17 protein-coding genes and 3 tRNA genes are annotated in these 15,113 nt (G+C 62.7%); 13 read left to right on the top strand and 7 right to left on the bottom strand.

From position 1 onward, the window contains the following. Positions 1–14: 14 nt before the first annotated feature. The 3 genes from AC097L_RS11970 (at position 15) to plsY (ending at position 2,342) form a co-directional block, all read left to right on the top strand. A complete protein-coding gene (locus tag AC097L_RS11970; protein ID WP_479586625.1) occupies positions 15–1,076 on the top strand; it encodes an aldo/keto reductase in 1,062 nt (353 codons plus the stop codon). Between the two features lie 78 nt (positions 1,077–1,154). Further along, positions 1,155–1,646 (top strand): aminoacyl-tRNA deacylase, encoded by a 492-nt coding sequence (locus AC097L_RS11965; protein ID WP_479586622.1) that lies wholly within the window; start codon positions 1,155–1,157, stop codon positions 1,644–1,646. A 48-nt stretch (positions 1,647–1,694) separates the two neighbouring features. Next, on the top strand, positions 1,695–2,342 hold the full coding sequence (gene plsY, locus AC097L_RS11960; protein ID WP_479586621.1) for a glycerol-3-phosphate 1-O-acyltransferase PlsY: 648 nt from the start codon (positions 1,695–1,697) through the stop codon (positions 2,340–2,342). Position 2,343: 1 nt separating this feature from the next. On the opposite strand, the gene AC097L_RS11955 is transcribed toward plsY, so the two are convergent. Genes AC097L_RS11955 through AC097L_RS11945 form a run of 3 tightly spaced genes read right to left on the bottom strand, consistent with a single transcriptional unit; the run spans position 2,344 to position 4,504 of the window. Beyond that, positions 2,344–3,324, bottom strand: a complete 981-nt coding sequence (locus AC097L_RS11955; RefSeq protein ID WP_479586619.1) for an HD-GYP domain-containing protein — start codon at positions 3,322–3,324, stop codon at positions 2,344–2,346. A 53-nt stretch (positions 3,325–3,377) separates the two neighbouring features. Beyond that, positions 3,378–4,019, bottom strand: a complete 642-nt coding sequence (locus AC097L_RS11950) for a retropepsin-like aspartic protease family protein (protein ID WP_479586617.1) — start codon at positions 4,017–4,019, stop codon at positions 3,378–3,380. Further along, positions 4,019–4,504, bottom strand: a complete 486-nt coding sequence (locus AC097L_RS11945; RefSeq protein WP_479586615.1) for a YajQ family cyclic di-GMP-binding protein — start codon at positions 4,502–4,504, stop codon at positions 4,019–4,021. Before AC097L_RS11945 ends, AC097L_RS11950 begins: the two co-directional genes overlap by 1 nt. 74 nt (positions 4,505–4,578) lie before the next feature. Between AC097L_RS11945 and murB the strand changes: the two genes are divergently transcribed. Further along, complete coding sequence (gene murB / locus AC097L_RS11940; protein ID WP_479586611.1) at positions 4,579–5,628, top strand: UDP-N-acetylmuramate dehydrogenase; 1,050 nt, start codon at positions 4,579–4,581, stop codon at positions 5,626–5,628. A 128-nt stretch (positions 5,629–5,756) separates the two neighbouring features. Here the strand turns inward: murB and ppnP are convergent, their stop codons facing one another. The 3 genes from ppnP to AC097L_RS11925 form a co-directional block, all read right to left on the bottom strand. After that, on the bottom strand, positions 5,757–6,074 hold the full coding sequence (gene ppnP / locus AC097L_RS11935; RefSeq protein ID WP_479586608.1) for a pyrimidine/purine nucleoside phosphorylase: 318 nt from the start codon (positions 6,072–6,074) through the stop codon (positions 5,757–5,759). A 123-nt stretch (positions 6,075–6,197) separates the two neighbouring features. After that, positions 6,198–6,800 (bottom strand): hypothetical protein, encoded by a 603-nt coding sequence (locus tag AC097L_RS11930; RefSeq protein WP_479586604.1) that lies wholly within the window; start codon positions 6,798–6,800, stop codon positions 6,198–6,200. A 41-nt stretch (positions 6,801–6,841) separates the two neighbouring features. Further along, on the bottom strand, positions 6,842–7,195 hold the full coding sequence (locus AC097L_RS11925) for an ArsC family reductase (protein ID WP_479586602.1): 354 nt from the start codon (positions 7,193–7,195) through the stop codon (positions 6,842–6,844). Between the two features lie 31 nt (positions 7,196–7,226). Here AC097L_RS11925 and folC point away from each other — a divergent pair, with 31 nt between their 5' ends. From folC to rlmD, 9 genes are all read left to right on the top strand, one after another. Beyond that, on the top strand, positions 7,227–8,516 hold the full coding sequence (gene folC, locus AC097L_RS11920; protein ID WP_479586600.1) for a bifunctional tetrahydrofolate synthase/dihydrofolate synthase: 1,290 nt from the start codon (positions 7,227–7,229) through the stop codon (positions 8,514–8,516). Between the two features lie 8 nt (positions 8,517–8,524). Next, on the top strand, positions 8,525–9,268 hold the full coding sequence (locus AC097L_RS11915) for an SPOR domain-containing protein (RefSeq protein ID WP_479586598.1): 744 nt from the start codon (positions 8,525–8,527) through the stop codon (positions 9,266–9,268). Between the two features lie 12 nt (positions 9,269–9,280). After that, the gene (locus tag AC097L_RS11910; RefSeq protein ID WP_479586596.1) at positions 9,281–9,766 is read left to right on the top strand and encodes a CvpA family protein; all 486 of its coding nucleotides are present in this window, start codon (positions 9,281–9,283) and stop codon (positions 9,764–9,766) included. A gap of 27 nt (positions 9,767–9,793) precedes the next feature. Then, the gene (purF, locus tag AC097L_RS11905; RefSeq protein WP_479586594.1) at positions 9,794–11,320 is read left to right on the top strand and encodes an amidophosphoribosyltransferase; all 1,527 of its coding nucleotides are present in this window, start codon (positions 9,794–9,796) and stop codon (positions 11,318–11,320) included. 14 nt (positions 11,321–11,334) lie between these two features. Next, positions 11,335–12,717 carry a glutamate--tRNA ligase gene (gene gltX / locus AC097L_RS11900; RefSeq protein ID WP_479586592.1) on the top strand — a complete coding sequence of 461 codons (1,383 nt, stop codon included), beginning with the start codon at positions 11,335–11,337 and terminating at the stop codon, positions 12,715–12,717. A gap of 82 nt (positions 12,718–12,799) precedes the next feature. Then, a tRNA-Ala gene (locus AC097L_RS11895) sits at positions 12,800–12,875 on the top strand. 49 nt (positions 12,876–12,924) lie between these two features. Further along, positions 12,925–13,000 (top strand) — tRNA-Glu (locus tag AC097L_RS11890). A gap of 57 nt (positions 13,001–13,057) precedes the next feature. Next, positions 13,058–13,134 (top strand) — tRNA-Asp (locus AC097L_RS11885). 84 nt (positions 13,135–13,218) lie between these two features. Continuing rightward, the gene (gene rlmD, locus AC097L_RS11880; RefSeq protein ID WP_479586590.1) at positions 13,219–14,646 is read left to right on the top strand and encodes a 23S rRNA (uracil(1939)-C(5))-methyltransferase RlmD; all 1,428 of its coding nucleotides are present in this window, start codon (positions 13,219–13,221) and stop codon (positions 14,644–14,646) included. On the opposite strand, the gene AC097L_RS11875 is transcribed toward rlmD, so the two are convergent. Next, positions 14,643–15,017 (bottom strand): hypothetical protein, encoded by a 375-nt coding sequence (locus AC097L_RS11875; protein WP_479586588.1) that lies wholly within the window; start codon positions 15,015–15,017, stop codon positions 14,643–14,645. The two genes, rlmD and AC097L_RS11875, sit on opposite strands and share 4 nt — an antisense overlap. Positions 15,018–15,113 lie beyond the last annotated feature (96 nt).

The following is a 15,113-nucleotide window of genomic DNA, read 5'->3' as shown; positions in this document are numbered from 1 at the left end:
ACTACGTACCATCCATGAAAAAAATCCAACTCGGTCAAAGCGACCTGCAAGTCACCGCCGTTTGCCTGGGCACCATGACCTTTGGCGAGCAGGTGGATGAGGCGCACGCCCACGCCATCCTCGACCGCTCGCTGGAGCGCGGCGTGAACTTTTTGGACACGGCCGAGATGTATTCCGTGCCCGCCCGTGCTGAAACCTACGGCGCCACCGAAACCATCCTGGGCCACTGGTTCATGAAAAACCCCGGCGCGCGGCACAAAGTGGTGCTGGCTACCAAGGTGGCGGGCCCGGCGCGCGGCATGGGTTGGATCCGCAACGGCAGCGCCGACCTGACCCGCGCCGAGATCATCGATGCCTGCCACGGCAGCCTGCACCGCCTGCACACCGACGTGATCGACCTCTACCAGATCCACTGGCCGGTGCGCCACGTGCCCGCGTTTGGCAGCGTGTACTTCGACCCCGAGAAAGACCTGCCGGTCTCCAGCATCCACGAGCAGCTGGAAGCCCTGGCCTCGCTGGTCAAGCAGGGCAAGATCAAGGCGATTGGCCTGTCGAACGAAACGCCTTTTGGGGTGCACGAGTTTGTGCACCTGGCCGAGCAGCATGGCCTGCCGCGCGTGGCCACCGTGCAAAACCCGTACTGCCTGATCAACCGCACGCTGGAAAACGGCCTGGACGAAACCATGCACCGCCTGGGCGTGTCGCTGCTGGCCTATTCGCCGCTGGGCTTTGGCCTGTTGACGGGCAAATACGATGCATTCGGCACCACCGGCCCGGATGCACCGGCTGGCCGCATGTCCCAGTTCGAGTCGATGCGCAAACAGCGTTGGGGCCGCCCCGAGTCGCTGGAAGCCGCGCGCCGCTACAACGCCCTGGCCCGCGCCAACGGCATGACCCCCACGCAAATGGCGCTGGCGTTTTGCCACTCCAAATGGCAGGTGGCCAGCACCATCATCGGGGTCACGTCTGTGGCCCAGCTGGACGAATGCCTGGATGCCTGGGGCAAGACCCTGCCCGCCGACCTGCTGACCGCTATCGACAAAATCCGCTGGGAACTGCGTGATCCCGCACAATAATTGGTCTGCTATTATTTAAGTAGCTACTAGCGTAGGTAATATATGCGCTAGAGGCACTTTTTGTATAAATTTTTGAGTATGGCCAAAGCTGCGCATATTTCCGAGACCCCGGCCACCCAGTTTCTCAAAGCGCAGGGCGTGGCTTTCACCGAGCACCCCTACGCCTACGTGGAGCACGGTGGGGCCCAGCACAGCGCCGAGGTGCTGGGGCTGGACCCGTTCACGGTCGTCAAAACCCTGGTGATGGAGGACGAGCACGCCAAGCCTCTGATCGTGCTGATGCACGGCAACCGCGCGGTTTCGCTGAAGAACCTGGCGCGGCAGATCGGCTGCAAATCCGTCACGCCCTGCAAACCCGAAGTGGCGAACCGGCACAGCGGCTACCTGGTGGGCGGCACCTCGCCGTTTGCCACCCGCAAAACCATGCCGGTGTACATCGAGGCCGCCATTTTGGAACTGCCCCGCATTGCCATCAACGGCGGGCGGCGCGGCTACCTGGTGGGGCTGGACCCGCAGGTGTGCGTGCGGCTATTGGATGCAAAGCCGGTGGATTGCGCCATTCCGCTGTGAATCAGAAAAATCGGCTGGCAAAATGCGCCACCGTTTGGAGACAAAGTTTTGACCACGATTTACCCGACCATCTATCCAGTTTTGGCCACCCTGGCCGCCTACCTGCTGGGCTCGCTGTCGTTTGCCGTCATCGTCAGCCGGGTAATGGGCCTGAACGATCCGCGCACCTTTGGCAGCAAAAACCCCGGAGCCACCAACGTGCTGCGCTCGGGCAGCAAGCCCGCCGCCATCGCCACCCTGCTGCTGGACGGTGTGAAGGGCTGGCTGCCGGTGGCGCTGGTGGGCTGGTACGGCGCTCCGTACGGCATGGAAGACGGCACCATCGCTCTGGTCGGGCTGGCGGCGTTTCTGGGCCATTTGTACCCGGTGTTTTTCAAGTTCGTGGGCGGTAAAGGCGTGGCCACCGCACTGGGCGTGCTGCTGGGCATCCACCCGCTGCTGGGCCTGGTGGCCATGCTGACCTGGCTGTTGGTGGCCTTCATCTTCCGATTTTCGTCATTGGCCTCGCTGGTCACTGCAGCCCTGGCACCGGTGGTCTATGTGCTGGGCAGCGGTGGGGCCTGGTACAGCGAAACGGCGGTGCTGGTGTCGATCTGCGTGATGGGCGCGCTGCTGTTTTACCGGCACCGCGAAAACATCGTGCGTTTGCTGGGCGGTAAGGAATCCCGCTTGGGCAAAGGCAAAAAACCGGCTTGAACTAGCGGGCTGCGGCCCGGTCGGCGTAGATGCCCTGGCGCAGCAGGCTCTGGTGGTTCACGCGCACCTTCACCGCGTCCTGGGTCAGCGCGGCCTGGATCAACGGGCTGCTGGTGGCGGTGCGGTGCAGGCGGGGCGGCACAAAAGGCTCGCCCTTGCGGTTCAGCAGCATGGCCACCAGCGGGTGGTTGGCCTTGGCGCTGCGGCGCAACACCACGGCGGTTTCGCCGCTGTCCATGCGCACGTAGGTGCCGGGCGGGCACAGGCCAATGGCCCGCACCAGGGCAAAACCTACTGGGTCGTGCGCGCCCAGGGCGCTGGCCATGATGCTGCGCACCGAATCTGTCACGCTGCGCCCATTGCGTGATTTGCGCGGGCTGACCATGGCGGCATAGCGGTCCACCACGCGCAGGGTGTGGGCCAGCCGGGGCACCAGGCCCAGAGTCTGGATGTCGCTGCGCGGGTCGTGCGCGCTGTGGTGGGTGGCCACCACATCCAGCCAGTCGGTGTCGGCGATGCCTACGTCGGTCAGCACCTCGCGGCTGGTGGCGGCATGATTACGGATCTGCGCCTGCTGGGTGTCGCTGGGTTGGCTGGTTTGCACGGCCAGGCTGTCTTGCAACTGGGTCATGCCGATGTTCATGGTCATGGCGGCAAACACCAGGCTGTCGCGCTCGCTGTCCACCAGGCGCAGCTCATGGGCGGTGATGTGGCACAGCACGGCGCATACCAGGGCGTGCAGGGCGCTGTAGCCTACCGACGCATTGGTGGCCAGCTGGAACAGCAGATACAGGGCGGTGTCGGTGTCTTGCTGCAGAAGGTCTTGCATCCAGCGGTCGTACTGCCGGATCTTGGATTCAAAGTCGGGGATGTTGCGCGGATTGGCCAGCACCATGGCCAGGCCCGATTCCAGGTCGGCCCACAGGCTGAGCAGGTCTTCGTAATCGGCTTCCTGCAGGTGGGGCAGTGGGGTGGTGGGCATGTAGCGGGGAGCAGTCTATGGAGGGTCAAGCCGAATTTATCAGAGACTAGCCTCTAATAGCGCCGTTCCAGCACCATCTGGTCGTTGATGCGGGTCATCTGGAACTGGGTCAAAAAGCTGTTGCCCAGCAGCACGTAAGGCATGGACGCGGGGGTGACCACCGCCTCCACACCGGGCAGCTCCACATCGCCGATGCGCACCGAGGCCAACCGTATGCGCCAGCCGACCACATTGCCGTTGGCCGTGCCCATGCGGATCTGTTCGCCGTTTTTGTAGTTGATCCCCATGCGCTCGGCATCGCTGACCCCCAGGCCCACTGCGGTAGCTCCAGTGTCCACCATGAACTGCATGGCCTGGCCGTTGATCTTGCCGGGGCCGATGAAGTGGCCCTGGCTGTCGGCGGTCAGCATGATCTTGTTGCCCGCCCCCTTGCCCTTGACGCTGACCGGCGACTCGCCCATGTGCAGCGTGGCGCGCTTGCCCGCAATCTCCACCACGGCCTCGTCGTTGGCCGCCGACACCAGCTTCACCCCCAGATAGGTTTCGCCCGGTGCCACGCTCTTGGGGGCGCGGCCATCCACCAGCAGCAAGGCCTTGCCGCCCATCATGCCGCTCAGCGCCACGGTTTGGGCCTGCGCGCCCGCAACCACGGCCGCGCAAAACGCGGTCAGGCCAAGGCGGCGCAGGGTGTGCATCAATCCCTTTGGTTGTTGAAGCTCAGGGGCAGGTCGGTAATCTCTTTGCGGATCAGCGCCATGGCCGATTGCAGATCGTCGCGCTTGGCACCGGTGATGCGCACGGCATCGCCCTGGATGGCGGCGGTGACCTTGAGCTTGCTGTCCTTGATGGCGCGGGTGATTTTTTTCGACACTTCGGTCTCGATGCCGCTGCGCACCGTGATGACTACCTTGACCTTGTCACCGCCCATCTTCTGCACGTCGCCTTTGTCCAAAAACTTCACGTCCACATTGCGCTTAGTGAGCTTGTTGGTCAGCACGTCCATGATCTGGTCGAGCTGGAACTCGGCATCGCCGACCAGGGTGATTTCCTTGTCTTTCAGAGCGATGCTGGCCGAGGTGCCCTTGAAGTCGAAGCGGGTGGTGATTTCTTTGGTGGTGTTGTCCACGGCATTGCGCACTTCGGGCATGTCGGGTTCGCAAACGGTATCGAATGAGGGCATGGTTTTCTCGGAAATAAGGTGGGGGCGAGGGCGAAATAGACCAATGGCCCGCCGCCCGGTGGGACAATCTAGCCATGTTAATCGAGAAAAATGTTCCCCTGCGCGGCTATAACAGCTTTGGCATCCATGCCCGCGCCCACACCCTGGTGCGCATCTGCAGCGAGGCCGATCTGCAAGCGCTGCGCTCCGATGCCACGCTGCATGCGCAGCCCAAGTTCGTGCTGGGCGGTGGCAGCAACATCGTCATCACCGGTGATGTGAAGCCCCTGGTGCTCAAGGTCGAAGTGCCCGGCAAGCGCCTGGTGTCCGAGACCGACAAGGCATGGATTGTGGAAGCCGGAGCCGGAGAAAACTGGCACGAGTTCGTGGCCTGGACGCTGGACCAGGGCTATTGGGGGCTGGAAAACCTGGCCCTGATCCCTGGCACCGTGGGGGCTACTCCGGTGCAAAACATCGGTGCCTACGGCGTGGAGCTGCAAGACCGCTTCGAGGCGCTGGACGCGGTGGATTTGCGAACCGGCAACAGCTTTACCCTGGATGCCGCCCAGTGCGCCTTTGGCTACCGCGATTCGGTCTTCAAGCACCAGGGCGAGGGCGTGAATAGGGGCCTGGAGGGCCGGGCATTGATCACCCGCGTGCGTTTCTATCTGGCGAAAGCCTGGAAACCCGTGCTGGGTTACCTGGATCTGGAAAAGAAAATGGCCGCTACCGGCATCACCGCGCCCAGCGCGCGCCAGATCTTCGACTGGATCTGCGAGATCCGCCGCGCCAAGCTGCCCGACCCGCAGGTGCTGGGCAACGCGGGCAGCTTCTTCAAGAACCCCACCGTCAGCGCCGAGCAGTGCGCCGACATCATCGCCCGCGAGCCCCGTGTGGTCTATTACCAGCTGGCCAACGGCACCGTGAAGCTGGCCGCAGGCTGGTTAATCGACGCGTGTGGCTGGAAGGGCAAATCGGTAGGCAACGCCGCCGTGTACGAGAAGCAGGCGCTGGTGCTGGTGAACCGCGGCGGGGCCGCGCACCCCGCCACCGGCGGCGAGGTCATGACCCTGGCCAAGGCCATCCAGACCAGCGTTTACGAGCGCTTCGGCATCCGCCTGGAGCCCGAGCCGGTGGTGGTTTAGCCCACCCGGTTCATGGGGCGAGAACGGCCTTACCAAGGCATACCGCAGAACCGGCTTTGCCGGGCTGCTGGTATGGCCCCCTGCAAGGGGGGTGGCGAAAGATGCGAAGCACTGTAGCCTGGGGGTGTTCAACCAAAATGGCAAATGTAGTGGTAAGGCGTGCTGACGCGGATCTGGAATGAAGTGTTGCCTGCGACGCTGAATTTTTCGCCTGCGCCCGACTTCAGCCACACGTCGGTGCCCGCCAGCATGTATTCGCATTCGCCGCCCACGCCTTCCATAATCTCTGGCGCACCGGTGTTGAAGGTCAGCGTAGCGGGCAGGATCACGCCCACGCTCTTCTTCGTGCCGTCGGCCAAGGTGATGCCATGGCTGATGCACTTGCCGTCGAAATAGACGCTGGCCTGGGTGGTGACGGTGACGCTAGAGATATGGGTAGTGGTCATGGGCAAAAAGAGGGTTTGCTATGGTTTATATAGCTGTTTGCGAAGGTAAATAGTGCGCTAGAGGCACTTTTTATCTAAATTTTGCAGCTACGCGCACCGGGATTTTAAGCGTGCTCTCCTGGCTTACATGGGGGGCGTGAAGCCGTTGCGGCCCGCCAGAATGCGCTGCGCGGTGGGCTTGCCGTCTACCTCCTGGGCGTTCACCAGTACCTTGGCACCGGGCACCAGCAGGCTGGCATCGGCGGGCTGGAAGGTTACCACCGGCACGTTGGCGGGCACCAGCAGCTTCTTTTCGCCGTCCTTGTACTTCAGTGTCAGCGTGCGACCGTCGCCCGCGGTCACCAGGTCGGCCACGGTGGCGTTGGTCATGGTGCTTTGCGGCTGCAGGTCCCAGGGGTAATGGCCTTCGCCCGCGCCGCGCGCGGCTTCGGGGAACACCAGCACCTCCAACGCCAACTGGCTGCCGTCGGCCTGTGGCATGGCGGCGGTGCCGATGAAGCTACCGGCTTTGATCTCGGACAGGGCGATCGGCAAGACCTCGGACACTGGTGTGGCTGGGGTGATCGCCAGTTGCACCACCTCGCCGCTGCGCTCCTTGAGGGTGATGCTGCCTGCTTCCACCTTCTCGATGGTGCCGCGCAAACGCACGGTAGGGGCGGTGGCTTGGGCGAATACGAGGGCGCTGGCGCTGCCCAGGGCCAGAGTGGCTATGAGGTGTTTGATCATGGTGACTGGTTGGGTTAATGAAAGACCATCCAGTCTAGGGATTAACCGGGAATCTTGTCGGCCCAGGTATCCGGGCTAAAGCCCACTGTAAGGATATCGCCACCCCATTCCACCACGGGGCGCTTGACTGTGCTGGCATGCGCCAGCATCATCGCCTGGGCGCTTGCCGCATCGACCACCGAAGCCTGGGTAGCCGCATCCAGCTTGCGCCAGGTAGTGCCCTGGCGGTTCAGCACTTTCTCCCAACCCAAAGCCTGGGTCCAGAGGATGAGCCGCTCGGCGGGCACACCGGCCTTTTTGAAGTCGTGGAAGCGGTAGGGCAAGGCATGGCTGTCGAGCCAGGCGCGGGCCTTTTTGACCGTGTCGCAATTGGGAATGCCGTAGAGGGTAATCATGGACAGATTATCGTTTGCGACAATAGAGGTTATGGACACTTTGAACGACTGGCTGGCGCACTGCGAGCGGCTCCACCCCACCACCATCGAACTCGGCCTGGACCGGGTCCGCACCGTGGCCCAGCGCATGGGCCTGGCGCTGACCTGCCCCGTCATCACCGTGGCGGGCACCAACGGCAAGGGCTCGACCTGCGCGATGCTGGAGGCTATTTTGTTGCAATCGGGCTACCGCACGGGGGTTTACACCTCGCCGCACCTGGTGCATTTTGAAGAGCGCTGCCGGATTGGTGGCGAGATTGCAGATGCTGCTGATTTTGTAGCGCACTTTGCAGATGTGGAAAGCGCTAGAGGCGATATTTCCTTAAGCTATTTCGAGTTCACGACCTTGGCGATTTTGGCGCTGATGGCGCAGGCAAAGCTGGACGTGGCGATTCTGGAGGTCGGCCTGGGTGGTCGGCTGGATGCCGTCAACATCATCGACACCGACTGCGCCATCATCACCAGCATCGACCTGGACCACATGGAGTTTCTGGGCACCACCCGCGAAGCCATAGGCTTCGAGAAGGCCGGCATTATGCGCGCGGGTAAGCCGGTGGTGGTCAGCGACCCTATGCCGCCGCAAAGCGTGCTGGACCATGCCCAGGCCATCGGTGCCGACCTGTGGCGTTTTGGCGAGGACTTTAATTTTTCGGGCGACAAGCAGCAGTGGGGCTGGGCCGGGCGCGGGCGCAGATACGCGGGCCTGGGCTACCCCGGGCTGCGCGGGGCCAACCAACTGATGAACGCCTCGGGCGTGCTGGCGGCGCTGACCGCGATGCGCGAGCAGTTGCCCATCACCGCCCAGGCGGTACGCACGGGTTTGTCCATGGTTGAACTGCCGGGCCGCTTCCAGATCGTGCCTGGCCAGCCCACCCTGGTGCTGGATGTGGCGCACAACCCACACGCCGTGGCGGCGCTGGCGGCGAACCTGGACGCGATGGGCTTTTACCCCACCACCCACGCCGTGTTCGGGGCCATGGCCGACAAAGACTTGCTGCCCATGCTGGCCCGCATCGGCCCACTGATCGACCGCTGGTATTTCACCGACATGCCCACCCCCCGTGCGGCCACGGCGGCGCACTTGCAAACCCAGTGGCTGGCCCAAAATACCCGCAAAGATGCCGCGAGCACGGTGCATGCCGACCCTATGCAAGCGCTGCAGGCGGCCATCGCTGCCGCAGACCCCGCTGATAGAATCGTGGTCTTTGGTTCGTTTTATACCGTTGGCGGGGTGCTGGAGGGCGGCATTCCCCGGCTGACCGCCAAACACCTCGGCTCCTGACACTCCGCATGGCTTTTTTCAAGTTTCGTTCCCAGGGCGATGAACCGTCGTCAGGCCCCGCTGAAACCATCGACGGCATGCGCCGTCGCGCCCGGCACCGCCTGATTGGCGCGGCCTTGCTGGTGCTGGTGGGCGTGGTCGGTTTCCCGCTGTTGTTTGACACCCAGCCGCGTCCGGTGGCGTCCGATATCCCGATCGACATTCCCGACAGAGCCAAGGTCAAGCCACTCAGTGTGGGCACGGTCAAGGTTGAAAAAGCCGTGGAAACCGAAGCGCCCGTGGTCGCCACCGCCCAGGAACCCAAGGTCTCGACCGAATCCAGCCTGGATGCCAAAGAAGAAGTGGTGGCACCCCGGCCCGTGGCCAAGGCCGAAAAACCTGCCAAACCTGAGCCCAAGCCAGAACCCAAACCCGAATCCAAGCCTGAACCCAAAGCGGAACCCAAGCCCGTCCACAAGCCCGATGACGACGCGGCCAAAGCCCGCGCGCTGTTGGATGGCAAAGCCGTTGCCGACGCCGGTGATGGCCGATTCATCGTCCAGGTGGGGGCTTTTGCCGATGCCGACAAGGCCCGCGAAGCCCGTCTGAAACTGGAGCATGCAGGCTTGAAAACCTACACCCAGGTCGTAGATACCAAGGACGGCCCGCGCACCCGGGTACGGGTAGGCCCGTTCACCAGCAAGACCGAGGCTGAAAAAGCCGCTAACAAGATCAAGGGCCTGGCTTTGTCCGCCTCGATCTTGTCCTTGTAAGTGCTGGCTTACGTGGCACTGCTGGACTGGGCAGTGTTGGCCATTTTGCTGATGTCCCTGGTGCTGGGCGCGGTCCGTGGCCTGGTGTTCGAGGTGTTGTCGGTGCTGGGCTGGATAGCGGCGTTTGTGGCGGCCCAGTGGTTTGCCGCCGACGTGGCCGCCAAGTTGCCCATGGGCACGGCATCGGCCACGCTGCGGTTTGCGACCGGGTTTGTGCTGGTATTTGTAGCGGCTGCGTTTGCCGCGGGGCTGATCGCCCGTTTGATCAAAACGCTGGTGCAGGCCGTGGGCCTGCGACCGGTAGACCGCGTGCTGGGGGCTGTGTTTGGCCTGCTGCGCGGTGCCATTTTGGTGTTGATTGGCGGTGTCGTCGTCCACCTGACCGGCATGCACCAGGGTGCATGGTGGCAAGAATCGCGCAGCGCCGGTGTGGTCACCGAGGTGCTGCACACCGCCCGGCCCTTGTTGCCGGAGGCTTTTTCTAAATTTTTACCGTGACGCGAGTCACTCGCTAGGGAATAAACCATGTGTGGAATCGTTGGAGTTGTCAGCAACGCCCCTGTGAACCAGTTGATCTATGACGCCTTGTTGCTGCTGCAGCACCGGGGCCAGGATGCAGCCGGTATCGCCACCCAGCTGGACCGCAAGTTCTTCATGCACAAGGCCAAGGGCATGGTGCGCGACGCGTTCCGTACCCGCGACATGCGCGGCCTGCCGGGCAATTGCGGCCTGGGCCAGGTGCGCTACCCCACGGCGGGCAATGCTTACAGCGAAGAAGAGGCCCAGCCCTTCTACGTTAACGCGCCCTTTGGCATCGTGCTGGTGCACAACGGCAACCTGACCAACGCCCACGCACTGAAGGCCGAGCTGTTCACCACCGACCACCGCCATATCAACACCGAGAGCGACTCCGAAGTGCTGCTCAACGTGCTGGCGCACGAGATCGAAAAATCCACCCGTGGTTTGCCACTGTCGCCGATGGACGTGTTTGCCGCCGTGCGCAATGTGCACCGCCGGGTGCGGGGCTCGTACGCCGTGATCGCCTCCATCGCGGGCCACGGCCTGCTGGCGTTCCGCGACCCATACGGCATCCGCCCTATGTGCATGGGCCGCGCGCCCGGCTCGGTGATGTTTGCCAGCGAATCCGTGGCCCTGGAAGGCACCATGCACACCCTGGAGCGCAATCTGGCCCCGGGTGAAGCCGTGTTCATCGACCTGGAGGGCAATGTGCATGCCCAGCAGTGTGCCGAGGCACCCACGCTGAACCCCTGCATCTTCGAGTACGTCTACCTGGCCCGGCCGGATTCGGTGATGGACGGTATCTCGGTCTACCAGGCGCGCCTGAACCTGGGCGAAACCCTGGCCAAGCGGGTGATTTCTACCGTACCGCCGCAAGATATTGACGTGGTGATCCCCATTCCTGAGTCCAGCCGCCCCAGCGCCATGCAGTTGGCGCAGTTGCTGGGCCTGCCGTACCGCGAAGGTTTTGTAAAAAACCGCTACGTGGGCCGCACTTTCATCATGCCCGGCCACGAAGTACGCAAGAAGTCGGTACGCCAAAAGCTCAACGCCATCGCCAGCGAATTCAAGGGCCGCAACGTGCTGCTGGTGGACGACTCCATCGTGCGCGGCACCACATCTAAAGAAATTGTGCAGATGGCCCGCGATGCCGGTGCCCGCAAGGTCTACATGGCCAGCGCCGCGCCGCCAGTGCGCTTCCCCAATGTCTACGGCATCGACATGCCGACCAAGGACGAACTGGTGGCGCATGGCCGCACCGTGGAGCAGATCCGCGAGCTGATCGGCTGCGACGCGCTGATTTACCAGGACGTGGACGGCATGAAGCGCGCCATCTGGGCCGCCACCGACACCGCTACGGGTTCGCCCAACATGCCGATCAGCGGCTTCGATGCCTCCTGCTTTGACGGCGTGTATGTCACTGGCGACATCACCACCGACGACATCCAGCGCATGCGCGACAACCGCCCGGTGGAGCAAGAGTCGGGTGGCGACAACTCCCGACTGGCCCTGCCGAATGCCGAACCCGCCTAATTTTCGAGAACGTTATGAAGACCCGTACCCGTTTCGCCCCGTCGCCCACCGGCTTTATCCACCTGGGCAACATCCGTTCCGCCCTGTACCCCTGGGCCTTTGCCCGCGCCACCGGCGGTGATTTCATCCTGCGCATCGAGGACACCGATGTCGAGCGTTCCACCCAGGTCGCGGTGGATGTGATCATCGAAGGCATGCAGTGGCTGGGCCTGGACTACGACGAAGGCCCGTTTTACCAGATGCAACGCATGGACCGTTACAAAGCCGTGCTGGCCGACATGGTGGCGGCCGGGCATGTGTACCCCTGCTATATGTCGGTGGCCGAGCTGGATGCCCTGCGCGACGCGCAGATGGAAGCCAAGGAAAAGCCCCGCTACGACGGCACTTGGCGGCCCGCAGACGGCAAAACCCTGCCGGCCATTCCCGCAGGCGTGCAGCCCGTGCTGCGATTCAAAAATCCGCAGGGCGGCTCGGTGGTGTGGGAAGACAAGGTCAAGGGCCGCATCGAGATCAGCAACGACGAGCTGGACGACCTGGTGATTGCCCGCCCCGACGGCACGCCCACTTACAACTTCTGCGTGGTGGTGGACGACCTGGACATGGACATCACCCACGTCATCCGGGGCGACGACCATGTCAACAACACGCCGCGCCAGATCAACATCTTCCGCGCCCTGGGCAAAGAGCCGCCGGTGTACGCCCATTTGCCTACGGTGCTCAATGAGCTGGGCGAGAAAATGTCCAAGCGCAATGGTGCCAAGCCGGTGACGCAGTACGCGGTGGAAGGTTACCTGCCCGATGCCATGGTCAATTACCTGGCCCGTCTGGGCTGGAGCCATGGCGACGACGAAATCTTCAGCCGCGAACAGTTCCTGCAGTGGTTCAACCTGGACCACCTGGGCAAGAGCGCCGCGCAATTCGACGAAGCCAAGCTGCGCTGGGTCAACGCCCAACATTTGAAGGGCATGGCCGACGACGCACTGGCGGCGCTGGTGGCGGTGTACCTGCAGGCCAAAGGCATCGCCGCTGACGAGCGCTTGCCTGCCATCTGCGGTCTGTTCAAAGACCGTTGCGACACCACCGTGGTGCTGGCCGATTGGGCCGCTGCGTTTTACGCCGATGTCACGCCCAAAGCCGAAGAGCTGGCCCAGCACGTCACACTGGCCATCCAACCCGCGCTGGCCTTGCTGCGCGAGAAGCTGGCCGTCTGCACTTGGGACAAGCTCAGCATTGCGGCGGCCATCAAGGAAGTGCTGGCGGCGCAGGGCCTGAAGATGCCCCAACTGGCCATGCCGGTGCGCGTGCTGGTGATGGGCACGGCCCAGACGCCCTCGCTGGACGCGGTGCTTTTTTTAAGTTCTCGCGAAAAAGTTTCGAAACGCTTGCAAACCACGTAATTCTCGCGCTATAATTTGAGGCTTGGAAGGTTAACGACAAAGCAGGGCTTACAAAGCACAAGCAGAGTTGGAAACAAAGTTGGGGGGTATAGCTCAGCTGGGAGAGCGCTTGCATGGCATGCAAGAGGTCAGCAGTTCGATCCTGCTTACCTCCACCACTTCTTTCAAGTGTGGAAGTTATTTCTGATAACGTTGTTCCAAGGTTTTGACCCTATCGTCTAGAGGCCTAGGACACTACCCTTTCACGGTAGGTACCGGGGTTCGAATCCCCGTAGGGTCGCCAAGTTGTAGCGCTTGGGTATGTTGCTCGCAAGAGTTGTGTGCCGAAAGCTATCTACCAGGAGTGGTAGTTCAGTTGGTTAGAATACCGGCCTGTCACGCCGGGGGTCGCGGGTTCGAGTCCCGTCCACTCCGCCACAATGAAAAAAGCCTTCTAGGTCGCAAGAACTAGAAGGCTTTTTGCTTGGTGAAATTATTTTGAGATCCCCCAGGGACACCTGCATGACCGACACCACGGAAACCACGCTTCTCGATATGCCCCCCAACGGGCCAAATTACCCTGCAGACAGCTTGCTGGTCGAATCGCTCGACATCGAAGCCCAGGGCGTAGCCCACAAACCCGACGGCAAAGTCGTGTTCATCAAGGGTGCGCTGCCGTTTGAGGTGGTCACGGCCAACATCAACCGCAAAAAAGCCAGTTTCGAGCAGGCCACTGTCGGGGCCATCCACCGCGAGTCGTCCCAGCGTGTGCGGCCCGGCTGCCCGCACTTTGGTTTGCACGAAGGCGCGTGCGGCGGCTGCAAGATGCAGCATTTGCACGTCGGTGCGCAGGTGGCCATCAAGCAACGGGTGCTGGAAGACAACCTTTGGCACCTGGGCAAGCTCAAGGCCGACAGTATTTTGCGTCCTATCGAAGGCCCGGCCTGGGCCTACCGCTACCGGGCGCGGCTGTCGGTGCGCTATGTGCGCAAAAAAGGCGAAGTGCTGGTGGGTTTCCACGAACGCAAGAGCGGCTACGTGGCTGATATGAAGGTCTGCCCGGTGCTGCCGCCGCATGTCAGCGCCTTGCTGCTGCCGCTGCGGGCCCTGATTGGCGGCATGGACGCGCGTGAAACCCTGCCGCAGATCGAACTGGCCTGCGGCGACACGGTCACGGCGATGGTCTTGCGCCATATGGAGGCGCTGAGCGCGGGCGATCTGGCGCAACTGCGGGCGTTTGGTACTTTGCACAAGGTGCAGTGGTGGTTGCAGCCCAAGGGGCCGGACACCATCCATTTGCTGGAGGAGGGCGGCGACCCACTCAGTTACGCGCTGCCGGAATTCGGCATCACCATGCCCTTCAAGCCCACCGATTTCACCCAGGTGAACCCGCAGATCAACCGCGTGCTGGTGGTCCGGGCGCTGCGTTTGCTGGAAGTGCAAAAGACCGAGCGCGTGATCGACTGGTTCTGCGGCCTGGGCAATTTCACCTTGCCGCTGGCCACCCTGGCGGGCGAGGTGCTGGGCATTGAGGGCAGCGAGGCCCTGGTGGCCCGCTCGCGTGAAAATTACAAGCTAAATCAGTCTCTAGCGCATGAATCGGCTGCACTAGCAGCTACGAAGTTTGTAGCACGCAACCTGTTCGAGATGACCCCCGAGGTGTTGATGGCTGACGGCAGTGCCAACAAATGGCTGATCGATCCACCGCGCGAAGGTGCTTTTGCGCTGGTGCAGGCCTTGGCCGCGTTGCACCAGGACCCCACGCTGCGCCAGGACTGGACACCGCCGACACGCATCGTGTACGTGAGCTGCAACCCGGCCACGCTGGCCCGCGATGCCGACGTGCTGGTGCACCAGGCGGGTTACCGCTGCGTGTCGGCCGGGATGGTGAATATGTTTCCGCACACCGCCCACGTGGAGAGCATGGCGGTATTTGAACTAGAAGCTTAAGACGCTTTGGCCTTGCCGCTGCGGGGCTCTTTGGCCTTGGGGGCCGCTTCTTCCTTGGTGGCGGCCACGGCTTCTTCGGCCGGGGCCACGCCTTCGACCGGGACTTTGACCACCGAAGCCACGCCCTCGATCTTGTTCTCGCGCATGTAGGTGTCCATTTCCTTCCAGCCAGCGAACACCGCGGCCTTGGAGGCTTTGGGATTCAGCGTGTAGCAGTCTTCGATTCCGCGCAGCGCGTGGCGGCAGGCACCGCCCGTGGCTTTGGCATCGGCCTCGCGCGCCAGCACCTTGGGGTCGGGGTAGACACCCGGGATCTCGCAGCCTGCCAGGAGCAGGACGGCGCAAGAGACGAGGAGGTGGCGGGTGGACATGGGCATATGTAACGGGCAGTAGTTGAATTATCGGCTTCTGGCCCCCAAGATTGAACTTTACTTCGACCACCGCCAAAGAAAAAGGCCCCGAAGGAC

The sequence above is a fragment of the Rhodoferax sp. RT5P35 genome, assembly GCF_056521385.1.
The sequence above is the reverse complement of the archived record's forward strand: the minus strand, read 5'-3'. Positions and strand labels throughout refer to the sequence as shown.